Here is a 14,665-nt window from a genome sequence, read left to right on the forward strand (position 1 = left end):
GGCAAAAATATCGGTAAATTTCCGATGAGGTGAGGTAATGAAAGAAAAGGTACTTTTCATATATCTAATGGTCTTGATTCTGGCAGGCTGCACCTATGCCCCTTTACCCAAACAAAATGGAAATGCAGGTACGGAAAAAAAGTTCACCAAAGTAGATAACCCAGAAAGCGAGAAAACATTTCTATTTATTGGTGTTGATTCTAGGGGCGAGAAAAAATCCCGATCAGATGCGATTATGCTGGCAAAGTACTACCCTGAACAGGAGAAACTTAAGTTGGCTTCCATCATGCGTGACAGTTATGTGAAAATCCCAGGATATAAATCCGGATATAATAAAATTAATGCAGCCTATTATTATGGCGGAAGGGAACTACTCAAGAAAACCATCCGCGAAAACTTTGGAGTAAAAGTCGATCATGTAGCAGTCATTGACTTTCAGGGTTTTGTGAAAATGGTGGACTTGCTTGCCCCTGAGGGGGTAGTGGTGGATGTGGACCAGGAAATCATTGATGATATGAGCATTCAAGCAAGCATTGGTGAAAATGTTTTACATGGTGAGGAACTATTGAAATATGTCCGCTTTAGACATGACGATGAAAGTGATTTTGGAAGGGTAGAACGTCAACAAGAAGTAATGGTTCAATTAAAAACAGGGTTTATAAACCAAATCTCATCCTTTGAAGGGATGGTAGCCCTTCCTGATATAATCGAACAAGGACTTTCATATTTAGATACGGATATAGGACTGAAAACGATAATGGAAATGGGTCCAAAAGTCGTCTTTCATACACCAGACACCGTCGAAACTTTAAGGGTCCCAGTGGAAGGAAGCTTTAAAGATGAAGTATATCCAGAGACCGGAGCCGTGTTGGAAATGGACTCTGCTAAAAATAAGAAGGCACTTCAAGATTTCTTTTCAAAGTAGGGATTTCATCGAAAACATCATATTAAGTGGATCAAGTTATAATTTTATAATACACCTCGCAAGAATAAATCAATGAGTGAAAAAACGAGAACGGATATCCGTCTCGTTTTTTTAGTCGTCAATAAAATGAAGCCTCGATCACTTAACATAAAATGGAATGTTTTTGACAAAATCCGGTTGAATGATTCCGTTTTCCGTAATGATGCTGGTAATTAGATGATTAGGTGTAACGTCAAAGGCTGGATTGAATGTCTTCACATTTTCCGGGGCGATTCGTACACCTTGAATAAACGTGATTTCATCTCCATTCCGTTCTTCGATTGGGATGGATGTACCTGACTCGATAGAAAGATCGAATGTGGTTGATGGAGCGGCCACATAAAAGGGGATACCATAATGCCTGGCTAATATGGCCAATCCCAATGTCCCGATTTTATTGGCTGTATCTCCATTTGCCGCAATCCTATCGGCCCCAACTATAATACCATTGATTTGTTTCTGATGAATCGTATGGGCTGCCATATTATCAGAAATTAAGGTGACGTCGACACCGGCTTGCATCAGTTCCCAAGCGGTCAAACGGGCCCCTTGGAGGACTGGTCGGGTTTCACAAGCGTATACTTTTATCGGAAAGTCCCTTTCTTTAGCTAAGTGAAAGGGAGCCAAGGCCGTGCCGTACCTGGCAGTGGCGATTCCACCGGCATTGCAATGAGTTAGAATGGAATCTCCTTTAGCAAATAAGGACAATCCATGTTCCCCTATTTTCCTGCACATTTCTTCATCTTCAGCAAAGATGGCTTGGGCCTCTGATACCAGTGCTTCTTTGGCAGCCGAAATACTTTGTGCTGCATTTAATATGTTCTCCATTCTCTTTAATGCCCAAAAAAGGTTGACTGCAGTAGGCCTTGAAGAGGCGAGCTTCTCAATATGACTCATTACATTTTTTTTGAATTCCCCTAATTCCGTGGATGTTTCCTGTTTGGCACCCAGTGCCACCCCGAATGCTGCAGTCAGTCCTATTGCTGGGGCCCCGCGTACCTTTAATGTTAAAATGCTGTCATATACATCATCAACTGAATGAAGTTTAATAAATTCAGTGATGGAGGGAAGGCCTTGTTGATTTAATAAGGTGATATGGGTATCATCCCATTGTACCGAATATGGTAAAGGTGCAAGTGTAGTCATGTATATGTCTCCTTTTAAAGGGGTGTATAAGATGTCAGTGTATGTTGCTTCAACGCTTCAATTATTGCTGGAACATCCAATTCATCCCGTTTTTTAATTAAAAGTGCACCAATCTCCAATGTTGTCGTTTTGGCTGCGATCCTTGTTTCTTTATCTTCAATGACATTTAAATCTGCAACATGAGAAAGGCCAATTGTTCTCCTAATCAGTTCGCAGCCGGCAAAACCGAATGCGTCTCTTTTGAATTTAGTCAGTAAATAGGTCAAATAACCATTCACATGACGGAAGGGACTTTTATTTTGGGTGTTCCAAAGTTCAGTATATGTTTCTTCAAAGGCATTCCAAAATTCATGGAGGTATGTGAAAATCTCTTCTTTCCCAACTGCGTTGCGTGTGACTGCCTGAAAGAGAAGGTTGGCGGTGTATTGGCCTAGGTCAAAACCAACGGGTCCATAAAAAGCGAATTCTGGATCTATAATTTTTGTCTCAGTTTCACTTGCAAATATACTTCCAGTATGTAAATCTCCATGAAGCAAGGCTTCCTGCTCGGTTTCAAAGCTTTGTTTCAGCTTAGCGACTTCGAGTATCACTTCTTGATCATTCCAAATCTTTTTGGCGGCAGTAGTCAATTCCACCTCGAAATCTCCTGGGTGCTCCTCGAAAAATGGATCCGTGAAAATAAAGACCTCGGTGATTTTGCAAAGCTCTGGATTCGTGAAGTGTCGGGCCACTTCTTTTTTCGCAGATGGTTCTAAATGATAATCGGATGTGAAGAATGCCGTCTTTGCAACATACTCACCAATATGTCGTGAAAGCAGTGGATATGGATCACCATCGATCAATCCCGTCCTTACGATTTTCAAATGTGATAAATCTTCCATGACTGTGATGGCAAGCTGTTCATCCGAATAATATACTTGCGGTACGAATTCGGGGCAATAGCTTTTGAAATGGATTAGCGCATTTGCTTCGATGGCGGCCCTTTTCAAGGTCAGCGGCCAGCTTTCGCCCAGTACTTTGGCATAAGGTACCGCTTGTTTGATTATTAACCCTTTCTTTGTGACAGTGTCAGTAATATGAAAAACGTAATTTAAGTTCCCATCGCCGATTTCTTTACAGTTTAAACTGGCATCTGCATTGACCAACCCTAGTTTTATTGCAAGGGATATAGCTGTTTCATTTGTTAATATTTTAAAATTCGAATGGTTTTGAGTCATTCTTTTCCCCTCCACATTTTAAGAATAAAAAAAGCCTCTTTCATTAAGAAAGAGGCAGAAGTTTTAGCTTCGGACCTCTCATCTCCCAGAAAAAAGTTTTCTGGTGGAATTAGCACCGTGCTCTGCGGATTTTAAAATCCGGCGGTGAATCCGCCCCATTTCACAATGGTATTACAGTCGGTTGCTGGGCTTCATAGGGCCTTTATCCCTCAGCCTGCTCTTGATAAGAGTATATGTTTTCTGAAATTTTAATCTTCGGGAAAATAATAACAACTTTTTAAATAGTTTGTCAATGGGGAAAATAATAATAATCCGGATGGCGATCTTCGAATACAGGTATTTTGTTGCGACCTTCCAATACTTTCTTGAAGTCCAGCGTGCCTGTCAACAGTTCGTTTTCTTCTCCGGCTTCACTTACGATAACTCCCCATGGATCTATAATCGGAATGTCCGGCAAATATATTTTTGACATCCGTACCTGAACGATTCACGGCCACAGCATATACTTGATTTTCGATGGCACGGCTAATCAATAGGGGCCTCAAGTGTTTCAAGCCTTGGTTTAGCCATTCTGCGGTATGAATAGAACTTCTACGCCCTGTGCGGTATAGGCTCGCTGCCATTCCGGGAAACGGATGTCATAATGAATCCTGCACATGTTTTTTCGCCAGTGGTTTATTCTGCCTTTTCATCGGCAATCTCATTTAACCTGGTCAAGCCGTATTCGGTTGTCCAAAACTCTGGTAAAATAACGATATCGGCTTGTATAAAACCTCCACATGTAAAAAATGCTTTACAAGATGAGGATAAACATATATCATTTGTGACTAGAATTTCAAGAAATTTCAGAGAAGGTGTAAAAATGTTGCAATTTGAAAAATCAAGACTGCTTCAGGAACTGCCCAAGCAGTTTTTTGCCTCTCTAGTCGCAAAAGTCAATGCGATTACAGCACAAGGTCATGATGTCATTAATTTAGGTCAGGGGAATCCTGATCAGCCGACACCTGAGCATATTGTGAAAAGTTTGCAGGCAGCCGCTGAAAAACCGATAAATCATAAATATTCACCGTTCCGTGGACATCAATATTTAAAAGATGCTGCCGCTGTCTTTTATGAACGTGAATATGGGGTCAAGCTCGATCCCAATAGCGAAGTGGCGATTCTCTTTGGTGGAAAGGCAGGACTTGTAGAATTGCCACAATGTTTATTGAATCCTGGGGATACGATTCTGGTTCCTGATCCCGGCTATCCTGATTATCTTTCCGGTGTTGTTTTAGCTCAGGCAAAAACGGAATTCATGCCGCTGACAGAAGAAAATGGTTTTCTTCCGGATTACAAAGATATACATAGTGATGTGCTTGATAAAGCAAAAATGATGTTCTTGAACTATCCGAATAATCCTACTGGTGCATCTGCAACTTTAAGTTTCTTTGAGGAAACGGTCTCCTGCGCAAAAGAGCATTCAATTTGTGTGGTCCACGATTTTGCTTATGGGGCGATAGGATTTGAAGGGAAAAAACCGATAAGCTTTCTCCAAGCTGAGGGAGCGAAGGATATAGGAATTGAAATATATACACTATCGAAAACATATAATATGGCAGGGTGGAGAGTCGGCTTCGCAGTTGGGAATAAAAGTGTCATAGAAGCGCTTGAGCTTTTGCAAGACCATCTTTATGTGAGTCTCTTCCCGGCGATACAAGAAGCAGCGGCAAGTGCTCTACTTGACTCGCAGAGTTGTGTAGAGGAGCTTGTGAAGAAATACGAGGGGCGAAGGAATGTTTTCATTGAGGGATTACAGGCCATCGGCTGGGATGTCGAAGCTCCGGACGCCTCTTTTTTTGCCTGGCTCAAGATACCAAAAGGGTTTACCTCAGAGAGTTTTGCGGACTATTTATTAACGCATGCCCATGTAGCTGTAGCTGCTGGAAATGGATTTGGTGAATTTGGCGAAGGGTACGTCAGGGTAGGGCTTCTTACTTCCGAAGAACGGCTTAAAGAGGCTGTCGAACGGATACGCGCATTAAACATATTTTAACTGGGGGGAGAAGTTATCCACCTTTAAATAATCATAAACCTATTGACAAAGTACGGATTACCTGTCAGAATACAAACTAAATTCTTAATCTTTCGATACTTGAACATAACTATATATCAGCGTTTTCTTATTTTGAGCAGGTGGAGGGACTAGCCCTATGAAGCCCAGCAACCGACCGTAATTCCATTGTAAAATGGGGCGAAATTCATCGCCGGATTTTCTTGAAATCCACAAGGCACGGTGCTAATTCTTGCAGCTAATGGCTGGGAGATAAGAAGATGGCTTTTTAAAGCCTCTTCATTGTGAAGGGGCTTTTGTCATTTTGGGATTTAAAGTTAATGACTTCGAGATTCTACTAACGTGTTATAGGAGTGATCAGATGAGCGAGATAATCGCTACTTACTTAATTCATGATTTTGATGGAAATCATGAGAAAAAAGCAGAAAGCATTGCCTTGGGTTTGACTGTGGGAACATGGACGGACCTGCCCCATTTAGTTCAGATGCAGCTGGAAAAGCATAAGGGACGTGTCGTCTCTGTGACACCATTAGCTGAAGAAGAGAAGGCTAACCGCTATTTTGATCGGAAGGTGTACCGTTCATTCATTAAAATTGCTTATCCAACGGGGAATTTCTCTAATGATTTACCAGCAATCCTCACGACGGTCTTCGGCAAACTTTCATTGGACGGTGAAATTAAACTGATCGACTTGGATTTTATCGGTGATATTCACAAAGCTTTTCCTGGTCCGCAATTTGGTATTGCAGGCATAAGAGAGAAGATTGATGTATATAATCGACCTCTGGTGATGAGTATTTTCAAAGGTGTGTTAGGACGGGATTTAACATTCCATAATGAGCAACTGAAGCAACAGGCATTAGGAGGTGTCGATCTTGTAAAAGACGACGAGATTCTCTTTGACCAGGAACAGACTCCATTTATCGATCGAATTAAAACCGGAAAAAGAATATTGAATGAAGTCTATGAAACCACTGGTCATCGAACTTTATATGCTGTCAATCTATCAGGGAAAACATTTGAATTATTGGAAAAGGCGGAGCAAGCAGCTGAAGCGGGGGCTGACGCTTTATTGTTCAACGTTCATACATATGGTTTGGATGTAATGCAAGCCTTGCGTGAACATGATCATATTAAGCTACCGATCATGGCACATCCCGCATTTAGCGGAGCGTTGGCTTCTTCATCCTTTTATGGAATCGGCTATCCATTATTGCTTGGTAAATTAGTGAGGCTTTCAGGTGCAGATTTATCCTTATTCCCATCCCCTTATGGAAATGTCGCACTTGAAAAAGACGAGACATTAGCCATTGCAAAAGCTCTGACAAAAGATGAACTTTCATGGAAAAAAGCCTTCCCTGTTCCTTCTGCAGGCATACATCCGGGCATGGTTCCCGACCTAATCAAGGATTTTGGTATAGACAGTGTAATCAATGCCGGAGGTGGAATCCACGGACACCCTGACGGAGCAGAAGGCGGGGCCAAGGCTTTCCGTTCTGCTGTGGAAGCCGTTCTAGCAGGAAAGGACCTATCTGAAGCGGCGGCTGAGGAAGAAACACTAAAAAAAGCTCTTGTTTTATGGGGAGGCTTATAAGAAATAATGAAACCGATCATCTTTTGTGATTTTGACGGTACGATCACCAACACAGATAATATCATTTCTATCATGAAAAAATTTGCGCCTCCAGAATGGGAAGAGTTGAAAGATGGGGTTCTTCAACAAAAAATCAGTATATCCTCTGGGGTAGGCGATATGTTTTCTTTGCTTGACAGTGACTTGAAGGATGACATTATTCAATATGTAACAGACACAGCTGGCATTCGGCCAGGGTTTTATGAATTCGTTGAGTATACGAAACAGGCTAACATTCCTTTATATATAGTAAGCGGAGGCATGGATTTTTTTATTGAACCTCTTTTACATGATATCTTGCCCAAAGATTCCGTTTTTTGCAATAATGCCTACTTCGATAAGGAAAAGATCTATATTGAGTGGCCCAATGCTTGTGATGACCAATGTAAAAATGATTGTGGCTGCTGTAAGCCATCAATTATGAGGGAAATTGCCGGCGAGTCTGATTTTAAACTCGTCATAGGAGATTCAGTGACTGATTTTGAAGCAGCAAAAAAGGCTGATTTTGTCATTGCTCGTGACATTCTGCTTGAGAAATGTAATAAAGAAGGAATCCCACATCAAGGATTTGAAACGTTTTATGATGTAATTGACATTTTAAAGCAGCGGGAGGAGGTATGGGCATGAACACACATAGTAAAGAATGGCTGGAATTGGCGGAGATTAAAGCAGAACTGGCCGAAAGGGATTGGTTCATGGGAACAAGCGGGAATTTATCCATCCGTGAACCCAAAAGCCCTTTCTTTTATATTACGGCAAGCGGTAAAGATAAACGAAAACAAACGGATTCGGACTTTTTACTGGTGGATTTAAAAGGAAACCCTGTTGAAGAAATGGAGTTAAGACCTTCAGCCGAAACTTTGCTTCATACCGTTATTTACGGGAAAACCAATGCGAACTGTGTACTCCATATCCACACAGTGGAAAATAATGTGATGTCGGAATTGTACGGGGATGAAGGTCAAGTGACTTTTCGGAATCATGAAATCATTAAAGCGACTGGTAAGTGGGATGAAGATTCAGAGTTGCGCATTCCAATCATATATAACCACGCTGACATTCCGCTGTTATCTGAAAAGTTCAAGCCACATGTAGAAGAAGACTCTGGCGCCGTGCTCATCCGTAATCATGGTATAACGGTTTGGGGTGAAAGCGGGCTCGAAGCAAAAAGAATACTTGAAGCTTGTGAATTTTTATTTCAATATCAACTTTTGCTCAATCAACAACAGGCACTTACAGGTTCTGTAAGATAAAATATAGAGGAGGAATGTATGATGGCGACAATTAGATTCCATGAAACAAACGAGGTTATTGAAAACGGTGAACAGGTAAAAAGTTTTTTAGAAACACAAGGTGTAATATATGAGAAATGGGATATTTCGAAATTACCTGCTCATCTTGTAGAAAAGTATGATCTAACTGATGCTGACAAGGAGGAAATCCTTTTAACATTCCAATCTGAGATAGCGGAAATTTCGGAAAGAAGAGGTTATAAAGCGCATGATATCATCACATTATCCGATGCAAATCCAAACCTGGATAAAATGCTTGAAAACTTTAAGCAGGAACATCACCATGAGGATGACGAAGTGCGTTTCATAGCAGGCGGAACGAGTATCTTTGCCATTGAAGGCAGTGATAAACAGTGGTTTGATGTACGGCTTAATCCAGGAGATCTAATTAGCGTACCAGAATCAACAAGACATTATTTCACGTTGGCCGAGGATAGGAAAACCGTTGCAGTTCGGATTTTCGTTACAGCGGCGGGATGGGTGCCAATTTACGAAAAAGACGAAGTTCAAGCATGAGTCATTGTTGAAAACCAGCTTACGAGCTGGTTTTTTTATGTGGTCCCGGCAAATGATTTAGAAGGATAAGTATGATAGAATTTAACGGAATCAAATTTATCAGGATCATAGGAGCAGATACGAATGAAAACAACGGAAGTATACATATTAGGCGGTTTTCTCGGCAGCGGGAAAACGACGCTTCTACGAAATATATTAAAACAGGAAAGTGAAGCGGGTAGAAAAGTGGCCGTCCTTTTAAATGAGCTCGGCAGTGTATCGGTGGACAGTGGGTTGATAGGGGATGAAGTACCTCTGAAGGAGCTGTTTGACGGGTGCATTTGCTGTACCATTCAGGATAAGTTGGAGGTACAGCTCCATGAATTGTTAACTGAAAACGACTTGGACGCCGTTTATATTGAAACGACAGGCGCTGCACATCCTGTTGAAGTACTGGATGGTATCATGTCGCCGCTTTTCGCTAAAAGGCTAGAATATAAAGGGATAATAACAGTTGTCGATTTATTAAGGTGGCGCGATCGGGAAGAGCTCTCGCCGCAGCTGCGGCAGTTGCTTGCTGAACAAATTCACCATGCCGATTTCATATTATTGAATAAAGCGGATTTAGTTAGTGAGATGGAAGCCGCACAGCTGATTTATACGATTCAGGCGCTGAATACGGATGCTGTATGTTTATTGACAGAGTATGCAGCCGTTTCCTTGGCATCGCTGCAACAAATGCAACGAAAAAAACAAAAGGGAGTTCAAAAGCTTAATGTCCACGACCATTTGCATCTATCTGCAGTCGTTCATACTTTTGAAGGAGCTGTGGAACAAACTGACTTTGAAGATTGGCTTAGGTCTCTTCCGGAAACGGTCTATAGAATGAAAGGATACATTTCCTTTACCCATTCCCAATACCCTCATTTATTCCAATACTCATACGGAATGCCGATGTATATGAACGAAATGATAAAAATGCCATTGAATATCGTCATAATCGGTGAAAAGTTGGAGAGGGAGAGTATTATCAGTACGTTGAAGGCTATGGAAGCGAAAGCGGCTCAATAACGTTTACCGCCTATTTATGAAGGGAAATATAAAAGAGACTTTCTAAGGAGGCGGTATACATGCCATGGAATAATAATGATTACCCGGATTCAATGAAGAATTTAGATAAAGATGTCAGGGAAAAGGCTATTGAAATTGCAAATGCAATGTTGGAAGAAGGATATGAGGATGGAAAGGCCATTCCAATTGCCATAGACCGGGCTAAAAAGTTTGTGGGAAAAGATTGAAAAAGTGGTCAGACCCATTACTGGGTCTGACCATTTTTATTGCTGCATTCCAAAGGCGGCAAATGTCTTTTCGTCTTCTATTAATCCGCAAGCAGCACATTGAACCCGAACTTCAGGACCATTATATGCTAGATGGAATGGCTGAAGGGAATCGTTCGAATATTGTTCAACGATCTCACCGGATTGCGGATCCTTTTTAATGGGGGTTGCTACTTGCTGAATGAGATTGAAGCGAGATTTATTTGTTCGGCAATTTGGACAGCGGTATACTTGAGACATTGTACTCACTCCCTTTTGAATTTTTAAAAGCGTAATCGTATTATTAAGATAGTCTTTACAAGGTTGATTCATAATATGTATAAATTAGTAATGGATGGAAGGGATAAAATGAAAGAAACAGAAATGCAAGAAGAATTGTTGGAGGCTTATTTAAGTATATGGAATAATCGCAAGGTGACGGATGGAGGCGGAAGGGAAGTGTTATCTGAACTCATCCGTCGTGAGCTTTTGGATGAAAATGCACATCCCCGTGCCCGTAAACCAGTCTTGGAGAAGTTTTACCTCAGCATTAAACGTGTGATGCAATCTTCACTTTCTAACGAGATGAAAACCGCCATCGCCATGGCCTATGTCACTGAACTGGAAAGATTATGATCGCCATTCAGACATTGCGAACGCTGTTGGCAAATTTTCTTACCCGCTTCATACTTTTTTCACAACTCATTGTTAAAATTTTATAAAACTAGTTATTTAATGAATAAGGAGCTAAAAATATGAAGTGGAGCATTGCGCTTTTACTTGCCGTCTTACTGCTTACTGGATGTACTAGCAGTAATACTTTTACTAAAATAAACAAAGGTGAATCTTTCTTGGCGACCGTCAATATCAAGGATACTTCCCTTACTTTCATAGATGAAAACTATCATTCTTTTGCCACATGGGATATTTCAGAACCATTTACCGGTGCGTTGCTACTGGCAGATAAAGATACTATCTTGATTTATGGGAAAGAGATGGAGAAAGTCCAGGCGTATTCTTTATCAGCTGGAAAACTGATTAACAGTTGGGAAGTAGGGAAAGGAATCGTCAATATGCAGTTGTTGCATGATGGAAAAAGCATCGTGGCGGTCAATCAATCGAATCACTCCATATACTTTTTTAATGATGAAGGGGAGGAGCAGGATATCGTCAAGGTAGGTAAAAGCCCCTTGACCGTTCTGCAAGGAGTGGAGGAGAATCGTTTGTATGTCATTAACTTTGGTGATACCAAATGTTCAGTGATAAATCTTGAAACGAAAAAGGTCGATTTTGAATTTCCGATACATAGTTCTAGCACCGGCTCTTTATTAAGGGAGACAAAGGATGAAATATGGATAGGGGGCCATGGTGATGGGGACCAAGTGGAAGAAAATCTATATATTTATTCGGCAAGTACAGGAGAGTTGAAGAGTAAGTTGAAGGCTCCCACCATGCCGATAAAGTTCCTTGAGAATGATGAGGGCATTTTTGTCCTTAGTCACGGTACAAGCTCCTTATATAAATTAAATGATCAATATGAGGAAGTGAAAAGCAAAGTGGTCGGAGTCAATCCTTTTGAAATGGCGAACTTTAAGGAAGATGTGGTTGTGGCGGGGTATGATAGTGATGAAGTGTATGTGATGGATACTGAAACAGTCGATGTAAAAAAAACGATTAAAGTCGGCGAAGGTCCATTTCAATTCATGTTGAGGGAGTAGATTGACATGCATGTTTACACCATTTTAGTCGTTGATGATGAAGAAGATATGCGGAATCTAGTTGAAATGTATTTGCTGAACTCAGGTTATCGATGCCTTCAGGCTGCAAATGGAAAAGAAGCCGTAAGTATGGTTGAAAAAGAGGAAGTCGATTTAATTCTATTGGATATCATGATGCCAGGTATGGACGGTTTCTCGGTTTGTGAAAAAATCCAGGAAAATTGGGATATCCCTGTGATCTTTGTCAGTGCGAAAGGTGAAGAATGGGATAAAGTGAAAGGGTTGAAGCTCGGTGGGGATGACTACATCGTCAAGCCGTTCAATCCAGGAGAATTGGTCGCAAGAGTTGAAGCGGTATTACGAAGGACAGGAAAACTGTCTATGAATGAAGAAAGTCAAAACTATGTCCGATTCGGTAAAATCAGTTTAAACTTACAATCTAGAACGGTCTCGGTGGAAGGGGAACCGATCAATTTAACCTTAAAAGAATTCGAATTGCTTTTATTCCTAATGCGTCATAAAAGTCAAGCACTCAGCCGGGAACAACTTCTTGAAAATGTTTGGAGCGGGGAATATGGAGGATCTTTACGGACCGTGGATACCCATATTAAAACATTGCGGATGAAATTAAGGGCGGCCGATTACATCCAAACCGTCTGGGGAATTGGTTATAAGATCGAGGAGAAGAAATGAGAGCCAATTGGAAATCCCTCTCTTTTAAATTATGGCTGACCATCATCTCTGCCATCATCCTATCCGTTCTGTTCGCATACTCCCTTTCTCAATATTATTATAAAAATCTATATGTGGAAAAGCTTAAAACGGATTTAGTCAATGAAGCATCATTGCTTGGCGCGGATTATTCTGGTGGTGAAATCAGCGATGACTTCAAACAAAAGGTTGAATGGTTTAACAGCAAGAATGACAGCGAGGTCTTTGTCGTCAACAACCCGAGGGAATTGAGTGCCTGCCTTCCTTTTGAAATCAATTATGACACCCTAATATCTGAAGAAGAACGACAAATGCTTTTAGAAGGAAAAGCGGTTGAAAAAGAAGGCTATGAGAAAAGGTTTGAAAAGAATATCGTAGCGGCCATTATCCCCCTTATTGACGAAGACCGCCTCGAAGGCATCATCTATACATATATTCCAGTAGACTCAATTACGGTCTTACTTAAGGAATTTGCTGCAAAATGGATTGCAGCGGTTCTTTTGTTCTTGGTTGTCGCGATTTTTTTTACAACGAAATGGTTGAAAAAGCTAATCAGTCCGATTAAGGAAATCGAAGCTGCTGCTCATCGTGTCTCTGAAGGGAATTATGACATACAGGTTCAAGTAAGGAGTCATGATGAAATAGGTAAACTGGCACAAGCCTTCAATGATATGGCCAATTCCATCCATTTGGAAGAAGAAAGGAAAAAAGAGTTTCTTGAAAATGTTGCACATGAACTCAGAACTCCGCTAAGTTACGTAAAGGGTTACACGCAGGCTATATTGGATGGTGTCGTGAAGAATGATGAAGAGGAACGCAAATACCTTCAACTCATTTCAAGGGAAGCTCTTAGGCTGCAACGACTTGTAGGTGATTTGATGGACTTATCAAAATTGGATAGTGATTCATTCGTATTACATAAAACCCCGATTGCCTTTGCACAATTCATCGAAGATGTGCTTGTTAAATATGAACCGATCATAAAAGAAAAGCAATTGGGCCTTCAGCTCCAGCTAGACCCGGACCCAATTATTTATGGGGATGAAGGGAGGATGGAGCAAATCCTTCATAACATTTTTGATAATTGCATTCAGTATACCGATTCTGGAGGGTCAATCAATATTACCCTAATTCAGCATAAGGAAGATTGTGAGCTAATGGTTACTGACACAGGTAACGGGATCCCTGAAGCAGATCTGCCATATGTAATGAATCGTTTTTACCGAGTGAATAAAGCGCGCAGTCGTTTTGATGGCGGGTCAGGGCTCGGACTTTCCATCGTTAAGAAATTGGTGGAATTGCAAAATGGCAAAATAGAAATTGAAAGCAAGGTAAAAAGAGGAACAAAAGTCAGGGTTGTGCTGCCGACAATAAAAGAAGAATGGAATTCATAAAAAGGGGATACGTGTAAAGATGAAAAAAATCATGTTATTTTGCATGGCGTTAATTTTGTTGGCTGGTTGTGGCAAGGAAGAGGAAATCCCGCAAATGTTAAATGTCGATTTATCAGTCGTTCCTAATAAGGGCAAAGTGAATGAGCCTGTGAAGTTCCAGGCGAAAGTAACGTATGGCGATGAAGAAGTGACAGATGCAGATGATGTCAGTTTTGAAATTTGGCTTGCAAATAGTGATGATCATGACAAGATTCCTGCAAAACATAAAGGGAACGGTATTTATGAACTGGAAAAACCGTTTGAAGAAGAAGGGACCTATTATGTATATGCGCATGTAACGGCACGGGATATGCACAACATGCCCAAGAAAGAATTCGTCATAGGTAAACCAAGTCCTCCAGAACAAAATGACGATAAAAAGGAAATGGACGAGATGAACGACGAAGAAATGAAATGATTAAGATACCAAAACAATTCGGGTTTTATATCCGGATTGTTTTTTATTTTGTAAAAATGTTCATTGTAATAGGGTTGTGTGAAATAGATATGTACCTTTTCTTACAAAAGTAGGACAAAAAGTGAATTTAAAACGAAAAATTTGTAACATAAAAGTAATGAAAGTCATACTATTTAGCTTGGAGACGATATGTCAACTAAAAGTTATTAGTATTCCATGGAAATAGTTCTATGTAACTACCATTGACAAGGAATGTCTGGAAAAATATG

General features: G+C 40.7%; 17 protein-coding genes and 2 riboswitches. Of the genes, 13 read left to right on the plus strand and 4 right to left on the minus strand.

The window, feature by feature from the left end; genetic code table 11:
- Positions 1–37 precede the first annotated feature (37 nt).
- Positions 38–925: an LCP family protein gene (locus ACQKMH_RS07530; RefSeq protein WP_427586786.1), complete on the plus strand. Its 888-nt coding sequence runs from the start codon at positions 38–40 to the stop codon at positions 923–925.
- Positions 926–1,063: 138 nt separating this feature from the next.
- On the opposite strand, the gene mtnA is transcribed toward ACQKMH_RS07530, so the two are convergent.
- The 3 genes from mtnA to ACQKMH_RS07545 form a co-directional block, all read right to left on the minus strand.
- Positions 1,064–2,110, minus strand: coding sequence for an S-methyl-5-thioribose-1-phosphate isomerase (gene mtnA, locus ACQKMH_RS07535; RefSeq protein ID WP_427586787.1), 1,047 nt, complete (start codon positions 2,108–2,110; stop codon positions 1,064–1,066).
- A gap of 14 nt (positions 2,111–2,124) precedes the next feature.
- Positions 2,125–3,327, minus strand: coding sequence for an S-methyl-5-thioribose kinase (gene mtnK / locus ACQKMH_RS07540; protein WP_427586788.1), 1,203 nt, complete (start codon positions 3,325–3,327; stop codon positions 2,125–2,127).
- A 75-nt stretch (positions 3,328–3,402) separates the two neighbouring features.
- Positions 3,403–3,557, minus strand: a riboswitch (SAM riboswitch).
- Positions 3,558–3,616: 59 nt separating this feature from the next.
- Complete coding sequence (locus ACQKMH_RS07545; protein WP_427586789.1) at positions 3,617–3,799, minus strand: hypothetical protein; 183 nt, start codon at positions 3,797–3,799, stop codon at positions 3,617–3,619.
- A gap of 390 nt (positions 3,800–4,189) precedes the next feature.
- Between ACQKMH_RS07545 and ACQKMH_RS07550 the strand changes: the two genes are divergently transcribed.
- The 7 genes from ACQKMH_RS07550 to ACQKMH_RS07580 all read left to right on the plus strand — a co-directional run bounded on the left by ACQKMH_RS07550 (position 4,190) and on the right by ACQKMH_RS07580 (position 10,098).
- Entirely contained in the window at positions 4,190–5,362 is a 1,173-nt protein-coding gene (locus tag ACQKMH_RS07550) for a pyridoxal phosphate-dependent aminotransferase (RefSeq protein WP_427586790.1), read from the plus strand.
- 124 nt (positions 5,363–5,486) lie between these two features.
- A riboswitch (SAM riboswitch) is annotated at positions 5,487–5,639 on the plus strand.
- A 102-nt stretch (positions 5,640–5,741) separates the two neighbouring features.
- Positions 5,742–6,974: a 2,3-diketo-5-methylthiopentyl-1-phosphate enolase gene (gene mtnW, locus ACQKMH_RS07555; protein ID WP_427586791.1), complete on the plus strand. Its 1,233-nt coding sequence runs from the start codon at positions 5,742–5,744 to the stop codon at positions 6,972–6,974.
- Positions 6,975–6,980: 6 nt separating this feature from the next.
- Positions 6,981–7,640 (plus strand): 2-hydroxy-3-keto-5-methylthiopentenyl-1-phosphate phosphatase, encoded by a 660-nt coding sequence (locus ACQKMH_RS07560; RefSeq protein ID WP_427586792.1) that lies wholly within the window; start codon positions 6,981–6,983, stop codon positions 7,638–7,640.
- On the plus strand, positions 7,637–8,266 hold the full coding sequence (locus ACQKMH_RS07565; RefSeq protein ID WP_427586793.1) for a methylthioribulose 1-phosphate dehydratase: 630 nt from the start codon (positions 7,637–7,639) through the stop codon (positions 8,264–8,266). Before ACQKMH_RS07560 ends, ACQKMH_RS07565 begins: the two co-directional genes overlap by 4 nt.
- A gap of 21 nt (positions 8,267–8,287) precedes the next feature.
- The gene (locus ACQKMH_RS07570) at positions 8,288–8,821 is read left to right on the plus strand and encodes a cupin domain-containing protein (RefSeq protein ID WP_427587536.1); all 534 of its coding nucleotides are present in this window, start codon (positions 8,288–8,290) and stop codon (positions 8,819–8,821) included.
- 123 nt (positions 8,822–8,944) lie between these two features.
- Positions 8,945–9,871: a CobW family GTP-binding protein gene (locus tag ACQKMH_RS07575; protein WP_427586794.1), complete on the plus strand. Its 927-nt coding sequence runs from the start codon at positions 8,945–8,947 to the stop codon at positions 9,869–9,871.
- Positions 9,872–9,930: 59 nt separating this feature from the next.
- A complete protein-coding gene (locus ACQKMH_RS07580; RefSeq protein WP_427587579.1) occupies positions 9,931–10,098 on the plus strand; it encodes a hypothetical protein in 168 nt (55 codons plus the stop codon).
- 36 nt (positions 10,099–10,134) lie between these two features.
- Here the strand turns inward: ACQKMH_RS07580 and ACQKMH_RS07585 are convergent, their stop codons facing one another.
- On the minus strand, positions 10,135–10,377 hold the full coding sequence (locus tag ACQKMH_RS07585; protein ID WP_048688669.1) for a hypothetical protein: 243 nt from the start codon (positions 10,375–10,377) through the stop codon (positions 10,135–10,137).
- 75 nt (positions 10,378–10,452) lie between these two features.
- Here ACQKMH_RS07585 and ACQKMH_RS07590 point away from each other — a divergent pair, with 75 nt between their 5' ends.
- From ACQKMH_RS07590 to ACQKMH_RS07610, 5 genes are all read left to right on the plus strand, one after another.
- The gene (locus ACQKMH_RS07590) at positions 10,453–10,752 is read left to right on the plus strand and encodes a hypothetical protein (protein WP_427586795.1); all 300 of its coding nucleotides are present in this window, start codon (positions 10,453–10,455) and stop codon (positions 10,750–10,752) included.
- A 119-nt stretch (positions 10,753–10,871) separates the two neighbouring features.
- Complete coding sequence (locus ACQKMH_RS07595) at positions 10,872–11,834, plus strand: WD40 repeat domain-containing protein (RefSeq protein WP_427586796.1); 963 nt, start codon at positions 10,872–10,874, stop codon at positions 11,832–11,834.
- A 6-nt stretch (positions 11,835–11,840) separates the two neighbouring features.
- Positions 11,841–12,527 carry a response regulator transcription factor gene (locus tag ACQKMH_RS07600; RefSeq protein WP_427586797.1) on the plus strand — a complete coding sequence of 229 codons (687 nt, stop codon included), beginning with the start codon at positions 11,841–11,843 and terminating at the stop codon, positions 12,525–12,527.
- Entirely contained in the window at positions 12,524–13,939 is a 1,416-nt protein-coding gene (locus tag ACQKMH_RS07605; protein ID WP_427586798.1) for a sensor histidine kinase, read from the plus strand. Before ACQKMH_RS07600 ends, ACQKMH_RS07605 begins: the two co-directional genes overlap by 4 nt.
- Before the next feature lie 19 nt (positions 13,940–13,958).
- Entirely contained in the window at positions 13,959–14,396 is a 438-nt protein-coding gene (locus ACQKMH_RS07610; protein ID WP_427586799.1) for a FixH family protein, read from the plus strand.
- Positions 14,397–14,665: the final 269 nt, after the last annotated feature.

This window comes from Peribacillus sp. NPDC097895 (assembly GCF_050277555.1).
In the GTDB taxonomy this organism is placed as follows: domain Bacteria; phylum Bacillota; class Bacilli; order Bacillales; family DSM-1321; genus Peribacillus.

Coding starts and splice junctions, on each gene's coding strand:
- ACQKMH_RS07595 (WP_427586796.1), top strand. CDS start 10,872: ATGAAGTGGAGCATTGCGCTTTTACTTGCCGTCTTACTGCTTACTGGA.
- ACQKMH_RS07575 (WP_427586794.1), top strand. CDS start 8,945: ATGAAAACAACGGAAGTATACATATTAGGCGGTTTTCTCGGCAGCGGG.
- ACQKMH_RS07590 (WP_427586795.1), top strand. CDS start 10,453: ATGTATAAATTAGTAATGGATGGAAGGGATAAAATGAAAGAAACAGAA.
- mtnA (WP_427586787.1), bottom strand. CDS start 2,110: ATGACTACACTTGCACCTTTACCATATTCGGTACAATGGGATGATACC.
- ACQKMH_RS07550 (WP_427586790.1), top strand. CDS start 4,190: ATGTTGCAATTTGAAAAATCAAGACTGCTTCAGGAACTGCCCAAGCAG.
- mtnK (WP_427586788.1), bottom strand. CDS start 3,327: ATGACTCAAAACCATTCGAATTTTAAAATATTAACAAATGAAACAGCT.
- ACQKMH_RS07570 (WP_427587536.1), top strand. CDS start 8,288: ATGGCGACAATTAGATTCCATGAAACAAACGAGGTTATTGAAAACGGT.
- ACQKMH_RS07605 (WP_427586798.1), top strand. CDS start 12,524: ATGAGAGCCAATTGGAAATCCCTCTCTTTTAAATTATGGCTGACCATC.
- ACQKMH_RS07530 (WP_427586786.1), top strand. CDS start 38: ATGAAAGAAAAGGTACTTTTCATATATCTAATGGTCTTGATTCTGGCA.
- ACQKMH_RS07580 (WP_427587579.1), top strand. CDS start 9,931: ATGCCATGGAATAATAATGATTACCCGGATTCAATGAAGAATTTAGAT.
- ACQKMH_RS07545 (WP_427586789.1), bottom strand. CDS start 3,799: ATGTCAAAAATATATTTGCCGGACATTCCGATTATAGATCCATGGGGA.
- mtnW (WP_427586791.1), top strand. CDS start 5,742: ATGAGCGAGATAATCGCTACTTACTTAATTCATGATTTTGATGGAAAT.
- ACQKMH_RS07565 (WP_427586793.1), top strand. CDS start 7,637: ATGAACACACATAGTAAAGAATGGCTGGAATTGGCGGAGATTAAAGCA.
- ACQKMH_RS07560 (WP_427586792.1), top strand. CDS start 6,981: ATGAAACCGATCATCTTTTGTGATTTTGACGGTACGATCACCAACACA.
- ACQKMH_RS07585 (WP_048688669.1), bottom strand. CDS start 10,377: ATGTCTCAAGTATACCGCTGTCCAAATTGCCGAACAAATAAATCTCGC.
- ACQKMH_RS07600 (WP_427586797.1), top strand. CDS start 11,841: ATGCATGTTTACACCATTTTAGTCGTTGATGATGAAGAAGATATGCGG.
- ACQKMH_RS07610 (WP_427586799.1), top strand. CDS start 13,959: ATGAAAAAAATCATGTTATTTTGCATGGCGTTAATTTTGTTGGCTGGT.